Consider the following 16,367-nt stretch of genomic DNA (forward strand, 5'->3'; position numbering starts at 1 on the left):
GATCAGTAGGCTCATCTCGGTAGCGGGTGAGGAGATTCGAATGGCGGAGAGCACCACTGCCGATCTGGACGTCAACAGGTCCGACCGGCGACTCGGGCGCGCTGTGACGCGGGTTCATCAAGCCTCGCGCACAATCGACCCGGCTCTGAGACCCAGACTCGAGTCACTACTTCACGCAGGCGAAGCGATGGACTTCGTCGCCCGCATCCATGGATTCTCCGACCCCTTGAGTGCATCCGCCCTCGAGTCTTTCGCCGTCCAGGCAGGAATTGGAAGGCAATCACTTCACTCGACCGTGCTGCCGGCGCTGAAGGCTGCCAATGTTGCAGACTTCGCGCTGGACACACAAGGCGTTGTAATCGAGGTGCAGGAGTTTCTGGGCGTAACCGGGAACCTCATCGAACAGTCCTACCGCGTTCTACAGCAGCTCAACCCGACCATCGATGAGATCGTAACGCTGCACTCGATCGAAGTCGCATCGTTCGCCCCGTTGACGACCACCCAACATCTCGACCAACTCCACCGACGAGGATTCAACGACCAAGTCAGCGAAACCGGTCTGAACCTTGCACTGGCGACAGGCCTTACAAAGCGCGTCAACTCCGTCGATCTCGCCGAGGACGTAATTTATAGCCCTTACGTGTGGGAGTCAGGACAGATTGAGATCGCGTCGTTCCTCCGTGGCCTTCCCCCGGGCGAGCGCGACGCGCTTCTCGGCATATGTGAACAGGCAGCGCAACACCCCGGCCTCGCACTTCCACTCCTCGCGCAACCGACCCCCGGCGTGTTCGGCGCAGCACAGAAGGTCGGACTCGTCCAGGCCGCCACCGTCAAGTCGACGGGAGGATCCGGAGCGCAGACATATGTCTTTTCACCTACTCTCGAGTCGGAGGACGACCGGCTCACAACCACCGAGGCGCTGAATCAGCGCAAGCTTTTTGTCGCCCACATGCTCTTCGGGCATGAACGAGCGGAACGTAGCGGCGGTCGAATACACGATCCTGTGGTCCTCGTGCGGGCGCTCCTAAACCGCGGGAGCGTTGGGCCTGCGAGCAACATCAGCACCGACTACCACCTGCTTGAGGCGCACGGCATCGTTCGCGTCCGTGAAACGGACCACGGCCGGGCATACCTCGAACTTGTGAAGGAGGAGATCGTCGAAGGCGGGCTCGCGTGGCTTCAGAACTCATCAACGTCCGCAGGAACGACGGACCCGACGGTGAACCTCCTCCGAGCTCCAGGCGAGTTCACCAACCCAGAGCAAACACGTGCGGGCGCGGGCGACCTCGGAGCCGCTGACGAGATCGCGAGATCAGCGATCCTCGAGCTGAGAAAGGAACTGCAACGTGCCACCCGTCAAGACCGACCCGCTAACCCCCGGTGATCGACTCGAATGCCGCGTAGGCCAAGTGTGGTTCTGGGAGGGGTACTTCACTCGGGTAGGCATCGACCTCATCAGCTACTACGGCGCGGAACTCATCCAAGTCACCGACCTGGATCTACTCGCCATCGGGCTTGGTCCCGGGCTCGAGAGTCACCGGACCATTGGCGAGTCCAAGAGCGGGACGGGGAAGAGCGCGCCGAAACCACTCGACCGTATTGTGTGGCTACGCGGACTGCAAGAGTTGGTAGGCGCAGAGCGAGCGGAACTGACTGTTGCCTCGAGCGTGACGCCCAGAACCCGGGAGCTGGGCCGCCATTCCCGCGTCAGCGTCGAATCGATCAACGACCTCCAGGCGCGAGAGGCCGCACTTAATCTCTCGAAACTCACAGATCTTGGGGCCCACGGACCCAACGCCCTGCTTCTGCGGCGCACAGTCAAAGTAGTCAGCAAGGACGATCCCACGCTCGGACCTGCGTTCAAGTTCCTCACTTCCACCGTGTGGTTTCTAGATCCGTTCGCTGCACTGAAGCAGAGCCTGGGTCTACTTGAGACGCTTTGCCAGCGCTGGACGCCCGGCGTCAAGGATGACGAACAGCTCGCGGTACGGTGGCTCATTTCAGAGACCCTCAGTATCTGGGTACTCAACCTCGTAACGATCGTGGGATTTGTCCGCCCGATGGATCCGAGTGCATTCACAAGTTTTCTTCGCGAACGCCTCGCAGACGGAGTTGTGCCCGCTCAGCGCATGCGCCAGTTGTCGCGCGACTTCGACAAGTTCATCAGTGGACTGCTCGCGGCGGCGAAGGCCTCGCCCGAGGTGCGGACTGAGGCCATGGGCGCGTTTGAGCCCTCACCGCCGGAGTGGGCTGACTCTGCTGCAGAACTCGCAATCCGGCTAGGCCGTCAGCCCGCGCTCCGAGACTTGCCTCGACAGTTTGATCTCGTCGTTCACGAGCGGCTAGCTCGTGGGCGAGACATCTCAGAAGCTGCGGGGGCTCAGCTTCGACTCAATGATCCGGCGGCAAGATCAAGCGTGAGCCTCATTGCAGCGTTCCTGCGAAGCTTTGGCTCTCTGAAGGACGACATCAGCGAGCTTCTAATCGCAGGGTTCGGTAAGCCGGCGCAGGCGCCGCCCGAGCCTGCACCCCAGCAAGAGATCGAAGCGACTGCTCTCACACTGCCCGGCCTCGACGCCGCTGACAGCGTTGCCGAGGACTGACTGGCGTGGGGCTGTAGGGATTCGCCATTCCCCACGGAATCCTGAGCCTTCGGCCACTGCCAACTACCGGGGATTCCCGGCATCCTCGGCCATTTCCAACGGGAACCTACACGTCGTCGAGGTCGTCGTTGCAGTGAGCTTCCGATGGTCGGCGACATGCGCGGGTTCGTCGCGGGGGCCTTCGATCTCGAACCCGCAGACACCGCAGCTATGCAGCCCGATGCCGTCGACGTCGTCCGAGGGGATGTACATCGTGGTGGGCTCTTCGCACATCAAGCAGCGCATGGTGTCTCCGTTCGTGATTGTCAGGTGATCGGTTGGACGGTGGCGGAGTAGCCGCGGTGGGAGCCCCAGGCAGCGGCGATGCGGTCGGCAATGTCGCGGTCCTCGCCGAGGTATGGCCGGTATCTCTTGCCGCGAGGGTCGGTGATCACGACCTGGACGACGCCGGAGGGCTCGCGCACGGTGACCCTGGCGGCGGGGATCGGATATGCCTGGACGCGACCGGCGATGATGAAAGTCGGGTACAGGTCGCGTGCGAGCTCCGGGGCACGGAACACGTCGTGAACCCACGCCGTGATGGCGAGCGCGCCGGCGGGGCTGAACCCGATGAGGCGGGCGGGGAGTTGCTCGAGCCCGGCGCGGACGAAGTAGTGCTCGTCGACGAGGATCGGCGTCGGCGGGAGCAGGGTTTGCTCGTCGTGGGCGGGGTAGATGGTGAGGCTGGTGCGGCTGTTCATGAGGCGCTCGTTCATGCGGTGCGGCGGATGCCGGCGGCGATGATGTGGGCCTTGGTGGGCCGGGAGTAGAAGCCGAAGCTGTCGTCGTCGTCGGAAGCGGAGACGGTGGCGGTGAGTAGATCTTCGCCGTCCGGCGTGTGCTGCCGTCGCTCTCCGTGGAGATGGAATCCCGGCTGTCGGTCTCGTCCTGGCGACGGTCTTCACGCAGAGCGGCTGGGTCGGAGCAATGGCGGTGACCGCCGCGACTCTCGTCGTGGCGGCGCTGATCGTCTGGCACCGTGCCCGATCCGGTCTCGTTCGTGCGCTGGATCCTGATCATGCCGTGCGCCGGAGCCGATCTCTGTCGTGGTCACCGGGCAACCCGGGTGAGCTGTTCCAAATCGGCACAGCGCTGTGGCGGAATCCTCCCTGAGAGTAGAGCTCATCCACCGAGTGGTCGCCTAGTTCCTGCAGGCGCCGAGCATCAACGAAGGAGTTATGCGATGTCCTCGTCATCCACCGCGACCGCAGTCGTCCCGAGCGCCCTGCGTGATCTGTATCTGGGCTGGTCCGAGCTCATGGCCACCCACGAGCTGGACATGCGGCTGTTCCGCAGCATCTTCGATGAATGGCACCAGCCGACCATCGAACCGGAAAATGTCACCTACAAGGAGGAGACGGTCGGCGGCGTGCCCGGCATCTGGGCGTTCCCGGCCGGAGCCGATCGCTCCAAGGTCCTCCTCTACACGCACGGCGGCGGGTTCGCCGTCGGCTCTGCGGCCAGCCACCGGAAGCTCGCCGCGCACGTCGCGAAGGCGGCCGGGGTAACAGCGTTCGTGCTGGACTACCGTCGCGCGCCCGAGCACCCGCACCCCGCCCAGGTAGACGACGGGGTCGCGGCGTTCGAGGCCCTGCTGGAGCGGGGGGTCCACCCCGAGGACGTCACCACCATCGGCGACTCGGCGGGAGGCAATCTCGCCATCGCCATCCCGTTGGCGTTGAAGGCGAAGGGACGGCCGCTGCCCGGGCACGTCATCGCGTTCTCCCCGTGGCTGGACATGGAGAACCGCGGCGCGACGCTGGTCACCAACGATGCGACCGACGCGCTGATCTCCGTGCCGCTCCTGGAGGGCATGATCGCCGGCGTGCTGGGGGAGACCACCAGCCCGTCGGCGCCGCTCGCGAACCCGCTCTACGCGGATTTCACCGGGTTCCCCCCGCTGTACGTCAACGCCGGTTCGGTCGAGTCGTTGGTCGACAATGCCATCCGCGTGGCAGAGCGCGCCAAGGGCGCCGGCGTTGACGTCACCCTGCATGTCGCCGAAGGACAGCAGCACGTCTACCCGTTCCTGGCTGGCCGCGACGCGGACGTCGACGCGGAGCTTGCGGCGATCGGCCAGTGGCTTCGCCACTGACCTGCAGCACCCCACCCACCTCATTCACCGAAGGAGTTGCACCATGACATCCACACAGACCACGGACTTCGACGCGATCGTCGTCGGCGCCGGTTTCGGCGGCATCTACCAGCTACACACCCTGCGCGACAAGCTCGGCCTGCGCGTCCGCGGGTTCGAGAAGGGCGCCGGCATCGGAGGAACCTGGTACTGGAACCGGTACCCCGGCGCCATGTCCGACACGGAGAGCCCTTTCTACCGATACTCGTTCGATGACGAACTGCTGCAGGAGTGGGACTGGGCCCGCAAGTACATTGACCAGCCCGACATCCTCCGCTACCTTGAGACCGTCGTCGACCGGTACGACCTCCGCAAGGACTTCCGGCTGAACACCGAAGTCACGTCGATCGTCTTCGACGAAGCCACCAACACCTGGACGGTCGGCACCTCCGCCGGAGAATCCTTCACGGCCCGATACGTGGTGGCGGCGCTGGGACTGCTCGCAGCAACCAACATCCCCGACATCCCCGGGATCGACTCGTTCGAAGGCCGCCTCGTGCACACCGCGGAGTGGCCGGAGGACCTGTCGATCGAGGGCAAGCGGGTGGGGGTCATCGGCACTGGCTCGACCGGAACACAGTTCATCGTCGCCGCGGCCAAGCAGGTGTCGCACCTGACCGTGTTCCAGCGCTCGGCGCAGTACAGCGTCCCCTCCGGCAACGGACCGGTCGGCCCGGGGGAGGTGGACGGATACAAGTCCCGGTTCCCGGAGATCTGGGAGCAGGTCCGAAACTCCGGCGTCGCCTTCGGGTTCGAGGAGTCCACCGTCGCGGCCACCGATGTCGACGAGGCCGAGCGGGAGCGCGTGTTCCAGGCGGCATGGGACCGAGGCAACGGATTCTATTTCATGTTCGGCACGTTCAACGACATCGCTATCAACCCGGAGTCGAACGAGGCAGCCGCTGCGTTCATCCGCCGCAAGATCGCTGAGACGGTCAAGGACCCGGAGACGGCGCGATTGCTCACCCCGACCCAGCCGTATGCGAAGCGGCCCCTGTGCAACCAGGGCTACTACGACGTGTACAACCAGGACAACGTGAAGCTGGTGTCGATCAAGGAGAACCCAATCGTTGAGATCACCCCACGAGGGGTGAAGACCGCGGACGGTGTTGAGCACGAGCTGGATGTGCTCGTGCTGGCTACCGGGTTCGACGCGGTCGACGGCAACTACCGCCGCATCGACATCCGCGGGCGCGGAGGGGTGAGCGTCGACGAGCACTGGGCCGACGCCCCGACCAGCTTCCTCGGCATCATGACGGCCGGATTCCCGAACATGTTCATGATCCTCGGCCCCAACGGGCCGTTCACCAACCTGGTGCCCAGCATCGAGGCGCAGGTCGAGTTCATCACGACTCTGGTGACCGAGGCGGAGCGGAGAGGCGGGCTCATCGAGGTGTCGCAGCAGGTCGAGGACGAATGGACCGAGACCTGCACGACGATCGCAAACTACACGCTGTTCCCCAAGACCGACTCGTGGATCTTCGGGGCGAACATCCCCGGCAAGAAGCACGCCGTGATGTTCTACCTCGGCGGCCTAGGCGCCTACCGCGGCCTCCTCTCGGAGATCCAGGCGAAGGACTTCGAAGGATTCAGCATCGGACAGCCCATCCCGGCCTGATCGACGGTAACCGTAGGCCGGGAGTGTGCTTCCCGGCCTACGGTCGTCCTATGAGCGACAACATGTCAGAAGACGTCACCTTCCGATCACGCCGCTGGGTCCGTCCCGAGGACCTGAACGCGTACGGCACCCTGTTCGGCGGCAGCCTGCTGCGCTGGATCGATGAAGAGGCCGCGATTTACGCCATCATCCAGCTCGGAAACCCTCGGGCGGTCACCAAGTACATATCCGAGATCGACTTCGTCAGCTCCGCACGACAAGGTGACCTGATCGAGATGGGACTGCGCGCCACCGCGTTCGGGCGCACCTCCCTCACGATGCGCGCCGAGGTGCGCAACATGATCACCCGTGACCGCATTCTGACGATCGAGAAGATCGTCTTCGTCGGCCTCGACGACCACGGCCAGCCCATTCCTCACGGCTACACCGACATCACCTACGAACGCGACCGGCTTCCCCACCACCATGGACTCATGCGCACAGAGGATGGATCCACAGCGGACTAGGTATTGGCGGGTCCTAATAGGGAGGCGGATACTGGGTGGGACCACTTGCAGTGACGCGAGGTCCCAGCTATGTCCACCGATACCTATTCCGCCGCGAGCGTGCGGCAGGCTCGTGAACGCCTTCTCGAAGCTGGCGTCGGCGCGCACGGTCTCACTCCCCGAACACTGAACGTCCCCCCGGTGATCGAGCGCAGTTGGCGTCGCTCGTTCACCACCGGTGGCGGCTACGATCCGACGGCGACTCCTGCCTACCACCCGTTCTCCGAACCGGCGGGACGCTTTCAGGACACCGCTGAGATCGTCCTGGCGCGATGGGCGGAATCACTCGCGGACATGCGTGTCGCGCTGCTGGTCAGCGACCGATCCGGACGGATCCTCGCCCGAAAGGTGGGCGACCCGAGCCACGCGAGACGGCTCGACAAGGTGTCCGCGGCCGAAGGATTCGAATTCTCGGAGTCCGCGCTGGGCACGAACGGACTCGGAACGGCGATCGAGGAAAGATCCGCAGTGTTCGTGCGCGGCGCCGAGCACGTCAACGACCGGCTGCAGACCCTCGCCTGCGCTGGCGCCCCCATCCACGACCCTCTTTCGCGGCGGGTCATCGGCTCGCTCGCCCTCGCCTCTCCCGTCGGGGCGTCCCACCCCGCGATGCTCGCGATCGCGAAGCAGGCCGCTCGTGACCTCCAGGACGCGCTGCTTAACACCGCACCGCTGGAGCTGCAGGCGCTGCTGGCCCGGTTCGCGGACGGTACCGCCCGCCACCGTGTGCTGGCCATCGGCCGTGGCGGCGTGCTCGCCTCGACGGGCGCGTTGCCGATGCTCTCGGCCGAGCGGCACGTGACCCTGTGGGACGAGCTCCAGGCCCACCACTGGCAGGGGGATGTCGCATCCGTCTTGCTCGCGGATCGGCCGAGCACTGCCCGCCGCATCGTGAATCGGGCAGGGGAGAGCATCTACCTCGTGGAACTTGCCGAGTCCGAGCCGGCCGCAGCGCCGGAACCCACCCGGCTTTCCCGCCTTGCCGCGCACCTCGACGTGCTCGGCCGCAGCAGCGGGTGCATCGCGATCCACGGTCCGCGCGACAGTGGGAAGACGCTTCTCGCCCAGCTCTGGCTGCGCGAACGCGATCGCCACGACCCGGTCGTCATCGGCGCCCCGGCATTTCGGGAACCGGGGGCCGTGGCCACGGCGGTGCAGGCGCTGAGCACAGGTACATCGGTGGTCGTCTGCAGCGTCGAGTCTTTGACCGACGTTGACTTCCCGGTCCTGCAGCAATTGGCTGGCGCGGCAGATCCCGTCCGGTCCGCCCGGGTGGTGTTCTGTGTCGCAGACGACCTGACTGGCGTCGTCGTCGATTTCCTGGGCCGCCAAGGGCCGCGGCTCGATCTCCCTGCGCTGCGCGATGACCCAGACCGTGTCATCGGCCTGGCTGTGAGACTCGCTCAGGAGTACTCGGTGACACTGAGTCCTGCTGTGCTGCAGGCGCTTTCCCGGTGGGATTGGCGTGGTGGCGCCTCGGAGCTGCGGGTTCTGATTGCCGCGATGGTGGTGCAGCGTCCCGGCGGCACCGTCCTGGACGTCGACCTTCTGCCCGCCGAGATGCGCACACGTGCCCGCCAGCTGCGCGGCATCGCCGCATCCGAGTACCGGGCGATCGATGCGGCGCTGCGGGAGGCGGACGGAAACCGTTCGCGTGCAGCGGAGATCCTCGGTATCGGGCGCACGACGCTGTACCGGAAACTGCGCGCGTACGGTTTCGACGGGCAGAACACCCTGATCTCCTGAAAACAGCGCCCCCGCCTGCCGACCAGGGAGGCCTGGATTCGCAGTTGCGTACTCGGCGCGGCGGAGGCGTTACACGGGGATATCAGGCGGGGGTTCGGATGAGCTTCTTGTTCGCGAACTCGTCCATGCCGTACCGGGCGAGTTCGCGTCCGACGCCGGAGCGCTTCACGCCGCCGAAGGGGAGGTCCGGTGCGCTGCGGCTGGTGCTGTTGATCCACACCATCCCGACCTCCAGTTCGCGGGCGATCTGCGCGGCTGCCAGAGGATCCTGCGTGAAGACGCTGCTGGACAGCCCGAAGGGCGACTCGTTGGCCAGGGCGACCGCGGCCTGCGGGGAGGGCACCCGGTACACGACCGCGGTCGGTCCGAACAGCTCCTCCTCGTAGGCTCGCATCAGCGGGGTGACCCCGGTGAGCACGCTGGGCGGGTAGAAGGCGCCCTCTCGGCGTGCACCGGGGGCGATGTGCAGGGTGGCGCCCTTGGCGACCGCGTCCTCGACGAGCTCCTCGAGCTCATCTCCGGCATCCGCGGACGCCAACGGGCCGAGGAACGTGTCGGGGTCCGTGGGGTCGTCGGGGATGATCTTCGTGATCGCGTCGATGAACTTCCGAGAGAACTCGTCGTAGACGGCATCCACGACAATGAACCGCTTGGATGCCGTGCACGCCTGGCCGCCGTTGGCGATGCGGCCGCGTACGCCGGCTGCCACGGCCGCGTCGACGTCAGCATCCTCTAGGACGATGAACGGGTCCGAGCCGCCCAGCTCGAGGACGACCTTTTTCATGTGCCTGCCGGCCACCTCGCCGACAGCCGAGCCCGCCTTCTCGGAGCCGGTCAGCGACACCCCTTGCACGCGCGGGTCGGCGATGATGCCGGCAATCTGGCGGCTGTCTACGAACGCGTTGATGTACGCGTCGGCTGGAAGCGCGGCGTCGTGGAGCACGCGTTCGATGGCGAGGGCGGACTGCGGGCAGTTGCGGGCGTGTTTGAGGATGATCGTGTTGCCCAGTGCGAGGTTGGGGGCGACAAACCGGGCCACCTGGTAGTAGGGGAAGTTCCACGGCATGATCCCCAACAGCGGCCCGATCGGCTCGGTGCGGACGAGCGCTTCCCCTCCGCCGACGATGTCGAGGGTCTCGTCGGCGAGGAACGCTTCGGCGTGGTCGGCGTAGTACTGGTAGATCGAGGCGACCAGCTCGACTTCCCCGCGGGCCTGCGTGACGGGTTTGCCGACCTCGAGTGTCAGCAGCGCGCTCAGTTCATCAATGCGGTCCCGGTGCAGCTGCGCCGCGCGTGCCAGGATCCCCGTCCGTTCGGCGAGCGGCAGCTCCCGGTACTTGCGGTAGGCCGTGTGCGAGCGGGCGACGATGTCGGCCACGTCCGCATCGCCGATCACGGCGTACTCGGCGACCGTCTGACCGGTGGCTGGGTTGATGGTCCGGTATGCACCCATCGTGGTCTCCTCGCTTCATTGCTGTCGTGCGTCTCACGGGCCACGCCCGCCCAGATCGGCGGTCGTCTGGCGCGGTACTGCCCTCTCAGCCTGTCGCGCCGTGGCCGAGTTCGTCCAATACTGATCCCGGTCCAGATTGATGACGATGGCGCATCAGATGTACGTGGATCGGGTATTGGACGCGCATTGATCGGTGATGGGAGGCTGGGACGGTGACCACTCTGATACTCCGCGAGGGCGCGGACCGGCTTCACGTCGAACTGAACCGTCCTGACGTGCGAAACGCGATCAACGACGACATGGTCGACGAACTTCACGCGGTATGCACGAGCCTGGAGCGAGAGCCCCGCATCCTGATTCTCACCGGAACCTCTACGCCCGAACGGGGTGTGTTCGCGGCTGGCGCAGACATCCGGCAGCTGCTCGAGCGCGGCCGCGACGAAGCGCTGGCCGGCATCAACTCCGGGCTGTTCATCCGTATCGCGCGGCTGCCGATGCCGGTGATCGCTGCGGTCGACGGGTTCGCGATCGGGGGCGGTGCGGAACTCGCGTACGCGGCCGACATCCGGATCGCGTCCACCCGCGCCGTGTTCGGCAACCCCGAGACGGCGATCGGAATCCTGGCCGCGGCCGGGGCGACCTGGCGGCTCGCCGAGCTGGTGGGGGAGCCGCTGGCCAAGGAGATCCTGTTCACGGGGCGCCGGCTGGACGCCGAGGAGGCGCTGCGGTGTGGGTTGGTGGCCTCGGTGCATGAACCCGACCAGTTAGCGGCGGCGGCGGATACCGTCGCCGATCGGATCGCTGGCCAGGATCCGCTCGCCCTCCGCGTCTCGAAGCGCGTGCTCGCTGCGCCGCGGGACGCCCACCCCCTTGTCGACGAACTCGCGCAGGCGATCCTGTTCGAGTCGGACGCCAAGACGCAGCTGATGACCCGATTCCTCAACCGTTCTCAGGAGACCCGATGATCACTGTTCCCTCCACCGTCGGCGTGATCGGGGGCGGCCGCATGGGCGCCGGTATCGCGCAGGTATTCGCTCAGGCGGGCGCGCAGGTCACCGTGATCGAACGCGACCCGGCAGCGGCGGGCGCGGCCGCCGCGCGGTTGGCCGATGGGATCCGCAAGGCCGCGGAGCGGGATGCCTCGGTCGACGTCGACGCAATCGCCGGCCGCGTCGCGGCCAGCGCCGACTACGAGGCGCTGCGGAATGCCGAGCTCGTGATCGAAGCGGTCCCAGAGACATTCGCACTCAAGGTCGAGGCGATGCAGAGAGCAGAGGGGATCGTGGAGGAGTCGGCGTGGCTGGCCACGAATACCTCATCGTTGTCGGTGACAAGGCTCGCGGCGCAGCTCGCGAGGCCGGAGCGCGTGTGCGGACTGCACTTCTTCAATCCGGTGCCGCCCTCGTCACTCGTCGAGATCGTGCTGACGCCGTCGACCGACCCGGACCTGCGGCAACGGGCGGAGCAGTGGGTGACATCGCTGGGGAAGACCCCGATCGTCGTCAACGACGCGCCCGGCTTCGCGAGCTCCCGCCTGGGCGCGGCAATCGCGCTGGAAGCGATGCGGATGCTCGAAGAGGGGGTGGCCAGCGCTGAGGACATCGACACGGCGATGGTGCTGGGATACCGTCACGCGACAGGTCCGTTGCGCACCTCCGATCTTGTCGGGCTGGACGTGCGTCTCGGGATCGCCGAATACCTCTATGAGACGCTCGGCGAGCGGTTCGCCCCGCCGCAGATCCTCCGCGACAAGGTCGCGGCCGGGGAGCTGGGACGCAAGACGGGACGCGGCTTCTTCGACTACGCGTGAGTCGTGGCCGGCTGGACGCCCGGCGCGGTCACGCGCTGAGCACGATCCGGCCGGGCACGCCGCCCGCGGCGAGCCGGTCCAGCGCATCCTGCACCGCCGTCGCAGACAACTCCCCGTCGATGATCGGGAGATGCGGGAGCGCGCCGCGCCGCGCGAGCCCGACGAGCTCCTCGAGCTCGCCGAGGGACCCGACGAAGCTTCCGCGGATGGTGATGATCTTCAGAGTGAGCAACGCGGTGGGGATGACCAGCTCTCCGCCGAACAGCCCGACCTGAACCATCGTTCCGCCCTTGCGGAGCGCGGCGAACGCAGCGGGAGCTGTTGTGGAGTTGTTGACGAAGTCCACGATCGCCGCGACCGGCCCACCGGCGCCGGCGACGATGGCGGCGGCAAGGTCTTCCTGGCGGGCGGAGATCGTCGTGGTCGCTCCGAGCTGCCGCGCCAGTTCCAGATTGCGCTCCTGCAGGTCCACCGCGAGGACTGCTTCGTGGCCGAGCGCGCGCAGCGTGGCGATCGCCATCAACCCGACACCGCCGGCGCCTATTACCACGACCGGATCGGACGCGGTGGCCGGAAGGGCCTTGCGCGCGGCACTGTAGGCGGTCAGGCCGGAGCAGGCGAGAGTTGCGGCCCACCGCTCTTCGATCCCGGTGACGTCGAGGAGGTAACGGGGGTGCGGGACGAGGATAAACTCGGCATACCCGCCGTGGCGGGCGACGCCGAGGTTACGGGGCGAGGGGCACAGGTTCTCGTGACCTGCCTGGCATGCGTCGCAGGAGCCGTCGCCGATCCATGGGTAGACAAGGCGATGCTCACCCGGCGAGACCCCGTCGGCGTCGGGGCCGGCCGCTTCGACGACGCCGACGACCTCATGGCCGAGGACAAGCGGGTAGGTGACGCCCCGGTCGATCAGATTCAGACGCCCCCGGCTGCCGAGATCGTAGTACCCCTCACGCAGGTGCATGTCGGTGTGGCACACCCCGGAGCGAACAACGCGGAGGAGCACTTCGGTGCCCTCGGGCGTTGGTGTCGGCAGTTCCACATCGGTCACGGTGTGGTCGTCTTGGAAGATCGCGAACGCGTGCATGGTTGTCCTCGCCGTTGATATACGCACAGTGGACTCCACGCTTCCACTTCGTTCTGATTCTCTCCAATACCAAATGGCAGGCGGATTGATACCTGGCGACCCTTAGTCCTGCGGCGTCGGGAGGACGGATTCGGACAACCGGAGCACGGCGTGCAAGGCACGGTCGTCGCTGTCGCGCAGCCACGCCATCCGCAGCTCGACAGGTGCGACGTCGTCGGTCAGGCGCAGGAAGCGCAAGTGCGGGTCGGCGATGCTGTCGATCACCGAGGACAGGGTCAATGAGCAGCCGATCTCGGCGGAGACGAGGGACATCAGCGTCCACGAGTCCGGTGCGTGCTGGACGACATCGGCGTTGAACCCGGCGGCTCTACTCATCTGTCGCAGCCGCTCCAGCAGCAACGTGCCGGTCTGCGGTTGGAGCGACACGAACGGCTCACCCTCGAACTGCGCGATCGACACGGCACCGGCGTCGGCTAGACGGTGGGTCTCCGGGACGGCGATGACGAGTTCCTCGACAGCGATCACGCGGGTGCGCACGGCGGCGGGAATGTGGTCCCACCTGCCGAGGGCGATGTCGATGTCGCCGCGGGTGAGCAGCTGCATCGCCGGTTGGGCGAAGTGCTGGCTGAGCAGCTCGAGGTGGATGCCCGGGTGGTTCTGGTTGACCGCTCGGGCGAGCAATCCGACCATCACGTTGGAGGACGCACCCGCGTACGCCAGACGGACGTGACCGATCTCGCCCGTTCCGGCTGCGCGGGCGACCCTGCTCACCCTGTCCAGCGCGTCCAGGACCTCCTGGGCGGGGGCGACGAGGGCCTCGCCCACCGAGGTCAGCGTTACCTTGCGGGTGCTCCGCTCGAACAGCCGCGCACCCAACTCCCGCTCCAGCTGCTGGATGCCGCGGCTGATCGGCGGCTGCGCCATATGCAGGCGCTCGGCTGCCCGCCCGAAGTGCAGTTCCTCGGCGACGGCGAGGAAGGCGCGCAGCTGCTGCAGATCCATCCAGGGATTATTGCATAATCCGTACCGATGGAAGGTGGATTGGCATACAAGTCTGGATGAGTCGGCCGGGGTCGCGCAGACCCCGGCCGACCGAGATCACTGCGCGGTATAGCCGCCATCCACGACATACTCGGCGCCGGTGACGAAGGAAGCCTCGTCCGAGGCGAGGAAGAGCACGACGTTCGAGACCTCCTCGGGCTGGCCGGGCCGGTCGAGGATCGTCGTGGACAGCACGGCCTTCGTCGACTCCGGCGTCGCCAGCAGCCCCGTGGTCATGGGGGTGGCGATGACACCGGGATGCACAGAGTTCACCCGGATGCCGTACTTGGCCAGGTCCACCGCGCTGGCCTTGGTCAGCAGCCGGACGGCGCCCTTTGACGCCTCATACGCGGCGGCGCTCGGTGCGCCGACGATGCCGTAGATGGACGAGATGTTCACGATCGATCCGCCGCCTGAGCGGACCAGAGCAGGCGCCGCGGCCTTGGTGCCGAGGAAGACGCCCTTGGCATTGATGCGGAAGATGAGGTCCCACTCCTCCTCTGTGGTCTCCTCGACGGGCTTGAGGATGAGCACCCCCGCGTTGTTGACCAGGATGTCGAGCCGACCGAAACGCTGCTCGGCTTCTACCACGATCTCGTCCCACCTCGCCGCGATCGCGACGTCCTGCTCCAGCCCCACGGCCGTCCGCCGTCACTGTTCGCTTCGGCGACGGTCTGCTCGAGCCCGGCGGAGTCGACGTCGGTGGCGAGGACGCTCGCCCCTTCCTGGGCGAGGCGGCGCACATGCGCGCGCCCCATCCCGTTCGCCGCGCCGGTGACGATCGCGACCTTGCCTGCAAGCCTGCTACCCATGGGTTCTCCTTAGCCTCATTGCTGATCACGCCCAGGCGCAGGCCGCTGTCGGCACCGTCGCCTCGACGCTCCCCAGGGTGATGTCCAAACGGGAGTCTCGAGTGTGCCGTTCTGGAACAGCCCCTCGTTTCATGAGATCACAGCATCAATACGTGTCCGATCAGGTATTGGACGGACATAAACGGCTGCTGGGAGTCTGGATGGACATGACGACGACTGAGGTGTTCCCGATGATGAAGAGCTCGCTCCCGGATGACCGGACGGTGCAGGACGTTCCCGGCGGCCCTTTCGACGGCCTCCTAGTCGCCGATTTCGGCCGGGTACTTGCCGGCCCTTACTGCACGATGCTGCTCGCGGACCTCGGCGCGACGGTCATCAAGGTGGAGAGCCCGCTGGGGGATGAGACACGCAGCTACCGGCCACCGGAGTACCGAGGCGAGTCGACCTACTTCCTCTCCATCAACAGGAACAAGCAGTCTGTGGTGCTGGACTTCCGCAACCCCGATGACCTTGTCCTCGCACAGCGTCTCGCGGCCAGAGCCGATGTGGTCACAGAGAACTTCAAACCCAGCGGGCTCCGGCGATTCGGCCTGGACTACGAGTCCGTCAAGCGGGAGAACCCCAATGTGATCTACGCGTCGATCACCGGCTTCGGCACCGCGGGAGGCGCAGGGCTCGCCGGCTACGACCTGCTCGCACAGGCACTGTCCGGACTGATGAGCGTGACCGGCGCGCCGGACGCGGAAGGATTCCGCGCGGGCGTTGCGGTGTTCGATGTGATCACCGGATTGCACACCTGCATCGCGATCACCTCCGCCCTTTACCACCGACAGCGTTCGGGAGAGGGACAGCACGTCGAACTGAACCTGCTGTCCTCCGCACTGTCGGGCATGGTCAACCAGACCGGCGGGTTCCTGCTCAGCGGGCAGTCTCCTACCCGGATGGCCAACGACCACCCCAGTATCTACCCCTACGCACCGTTCCCCACCCGTGACGGGGAACTGGTCCTCGCGATCGGCAACGATGTGCAGTTCGCCACGTTCTGCGACACCATCGGGCTGCCGCAGCTGGCCGCAGACACCCGCTTCGCGTCCAATGCGGACCGCAGCGCGCACCGAGACGCCCTGCGCCCGTTGCTGACAGCACGGCTGGCGTCCAAGACCGCATGGGAATGGTTCGACATCCTCAGCCCGTTGCAGGTCCCATGCGCGCCGGTCCTGGATGTTCGCGGAGGCGTCGAGTTCGCCGCCAAGATCGGGCTGGACCCGAGCGTTCCGGCCGGCACCGACGACCAGGCGGTGCCCACCATTCGCAACCCGATCACGTTCTCCCGCACCCCCGCGACCTACCGCACCGCGCCTCCTGCACTCGACCAGGATGGCGAGGCGGTCCGACGGTGGCTGCAAGACGCGGAAGGCGATGAAGACCACGTCGGCGGCCGGGTCACCGTCCCGGCGATTCGGGAAGAGGGACACTAAG

General features: G+C 66.3%; 13 protein-coding genes and 1 pseudogene. 9 read left to right on the forward strand and 5 right to left on the reverse strand.

The window, feature by feature from the left end:
• Nucleotides 1-40 precede the first annotated feature (40 nt).
• Together BKA24_RS01840 and BKA24_RS01845 are read left to right on the forward strand one after the other, a co-directional pair.
• Nucleotides 41-1,384, forward strand: coding sequence for a hypothetical protein (locus tag BKA24_RS01840; protein WP_005054971.1), 1,344 nt, complete (start codon nt 41-43; stop codon nt 1,382-1,384).
• On the forward strand, nt 1,347-2,603 hold the full coding sequence (locus tag BKA24_RS01845) for a hypothetical protein (RefSeq protein ID WP_005054973.1): 1,257 nt from the start codon (nt 1,347-1,349) through the stop codon (nt 2,601-2,603). Before BKA24_RS01840 ends, BKA24_RS01845 begins: the two co-directional genes overlap by 38 nt.
• Nucleotides 2,604-2,908: 305 nt before the next feature.
• Here BKA24_RS01845 and BKA24_RS01850 read toward each other — a convergent pair whose 3' ends face one another.
• The gene (locus tag BKA24_RS01850; protein ID WP_184214584.1) at nt 2,909-3,343 is read right to left on the reverse strand and encodes a hypothetical protein; all 435 of its coding nucleotides are present in this window, start codon (nt 3,341-3,343) and stop codon (nt 2,909-2,911) included.
• Nucleotides 3,344-3,825: 482 nt separating this feature from the next.
• On the opposite strand from BKA24_RS01850, the gene BKA24_RS01855 reads away from it, so the two are divergent.
• From BKA24_RS01855 to BKA24_RS01870, 4 genes are all read left to right on the forward strand, one after another.
• On the forward strand, nt 3,826-4,737 hold the full coding sequence (locus BKA24_RS01855) for an alpha/beta hydrolase (protein ID WP_005054979.1): 912 nt from the start codon (nt 3,826-3,828) through the stop codon (nt 4,735-4,737).
• A gap of 43 nt (nt 4,738-4,780) precedes the next feature.
• Entirely contained in the window at nt 4,781-6,394 is a 1,614-nt protein-coding gene (locus BKA24_RS01860) for a flavin-containing monooxygenase (protein WP_005054981.1), read from the forward strand.
• A 50-nt stretch (nt 6,395-6,444) separates the two neighbouring features.
• Entirely contained in the window at nt 6,445-6,900 is a 456-nt protein-coding gene (locus BKA24_RS01865; RefSeq protein WP_230005328.1) for an acyl-CoA thioesterase, read from the forward strand.
• Between the two features lie 69 nt (nt 6,901-6,969).
• Nucleotides 6,970-8,685: a helix-turn-helix domain-containing protein gene (locus BKA24_RS01870; RefSeq protein WP_005054985.1), complete on the forward strand. Its 1,716-nt coding sequence runs from the start codon at nt 6,970-6,972 to the stop codon at nt 8,683-8,685.
• Nucleotides 8,686-8,767: 82 nt separating this feature from the next.
• Here the strand turns inward: BKA24_RS01870 and BKA24_RS01875 are convergent, their stop codons facing one another.
• Nucleotides 8,768-10,138 carry an NAD-dependent succinate-semialdehyde dehydrogenase gene (locus tag BKA24_RS01875; RefSeq protein WP_005054987.1) on the reverse strand — a complete coding sequence of 457 codons (1,371 nt, stop codon included), beginning with the start codon at nt 10,136-10,138 and terminating at the stop codon, nt 8,768-8,770.
• A 212-nt stretch (nt 10,139-10,350) separates the two neighbouring features.
• Here BKA24_RS01875 and BKA24_RS01880 point away from each other — a divergent pair, with 212 nt between their 5' ends.
• The gene (locus BKA24_RS01880) at nt 10,351-11,103 is read left to right on the forward strand and encodes an enoyl-CoA hydratase/isomerase family protein (protein WP_005054989.1); all 753 of its coding nucleotides are present in this window, start codon (nt 10,351-10,353) and stop codon (nt 11,101-11,103) included.
• Complete coding sequence (locus tag BKA24_RS01885) at nt 11,100-11,948, forward strand: 3-hydroxyacyl-CoA dehydrogenase family protein (protein WP_005054991.1); 849 nt, start codon at nt 11,100-11,102, stop codon at nt 11,946-11,948. The genes BKA24_RS01880 and BKA24_RS01885 overlap by 4 nt, the downstream gene beginning before the upstream one ends.
• Nucleotides 11,949-11,976: 28 nt before the next feature.
• Here BKA24_RS01885 and BKA24_RS01890 read toward each other — a convergent pair whose 3' ends face one another.
• From BKA24_RS01890 to BKA24_RS01900, 3 genes and pseudogenes are all read right to left on the reverse strand, one after another.
• Nucleotides 11,977-13,035 (reverse strand): alcohol dehydrogenase, encoded by a 1,059-nt coding sequence (locus tag BKA24_RS01890; protein ID WP_005054993.1) that lies wholly within the window; start codon nt 13,033-13,035, stop codon nt 11,977-11,979.
• A 102-nt stretch (nt 13,036-13,137) separates the two neighbouring features.
• The gene (locus BKA24_RS01895; protein WP_005054995.1) at nt 13,138-14,037 is read right to left on the reverse strand and encodes a LysR family transcriptional regulator; all 900 of its coding nucleotides are present in this window, start codon (nt 14,035-14,037) and stop codon (nt 13,138-13,140) included.
• A gap of 96 nt (nt 14,038-14,133) precedes the next feature.
• Nucleotides 14,134-14,888: pseudogene (locus tag BKA24_RS01900) on the reverse strand (SDR family NAD(P)-dependent oxidoreductase).
• Between the two features lie 206 nt (nt 14,889-15,094).
• Here BKA24_RS01900 and BKA24_RS01905 point away from each other — a divergent pair.
• The gene (locus BKA24_RS01905) at nt 15,095-16,366 is read left to right on the forward strand and encodes a CaiB/BaiF CoA transferase family protein (protein WP_230005329.1); all 1,272 of its coding nucleotides are present in this window, start codon (nt 15,095-15,097) and stop codon (nt 16,364-16,366) included.
• The last annotated feature ends 1 nt before the right edge of the window (nt 16,367 follow it).

This window comes from Microbacterium marinum, assembly GCF_014204835.1.
Classification (GTDB): domain Bacteria; phylum Actinomycetota; class Actinomycetes; order Actinomycetales; family Microbacteriaceae; genus Microbacterium; species Microbacterium marinum.

What these genes read in the sequence shown, in the direction of transcription:
- BKA24_RS01895 (WP_005054995.1), bottom strand. Translation starts at nt 14,037, where the DNA reads ATGGATCTGCAGCAGCTGCGCGCCTTCCTCGCCGTCGCCGAGGAACTG.
- BKA24_RS01875 (WP_005054987.1), bottom strand. Translation starts at nt 10,138, where the DNA reads ATGGGTGCATACCGGACCATCAACCCAGCCACCGGTCAGACGGTCGCC.
- BKA24_RS01860 (WP_005054981.1), top strand. Translation starts at nt 4,781, where the DNA reads ATGACATCCACACAGACCACGGACTTCGACGCGATCGTCGTCGGCGCC.
- BKA24_RS01855 (WP_005054979.1), top strand. Translation starts at nt 3,826, where the DNA reads ATGTCCTCGTCATCCACCGCGACCGCAGTCGTCCCGAGCGCCCTGCGT.
- BKA24_RS01850 (WP_184214584.1), bottom strand. Translation starts at nt 3,343, where the DNA reads ATGAACAGCCGCACCAGCCTCACCATCTACCCCGCCCACGACGAGCAA.
- BKA24_RS01885 (WP_005054991.1), top strand. Translation starts at nt 11,100, where the DNA reads ATGATCACTGTTCCCTCCACCGTCGGCGTGATCGGGGGCGGCCGCATG.
- BKA24_RS01840 (WP_005054971.1), top strand. Translation starts at nt 41, where the DNA reads ATGGCGGAGAGCACCACTGCCGATCTGGACGTCAACAGGTCCGACCGG.
- BKA24_RS01890 (WP_005054993.1), bottom strand. Translation starts at nt 13,035, where the DNA reads ATGCACGCGTTCGCGATCTTCCAAGACGACCACACCGTGACCGATGTG.
- BKA24_RS01905 (WP_230005329.1), top strand. Translation starts at nt 15,095, where the DNA reads ATGACGACGACTGAGGTGTTCCCGATGATGAAGAGCTCGCTCCCGGAT.
- BKA24_RS01865 (WP_230005328.1), top strand. Translation starts at nt 6,445, where the DNA reads ATGAGCGACAACATGTCAGAAGACGTCACCTTCCGATCACGCCGCTGG.
- BKA24_RS01870 (WP_005054985.1), top strand. Translation starts at nt 6,970, where the DNA reads ATGTCCACCGATACCTATTCCGCCGCGAGCGTGCGGCAGGCTCGTGAA.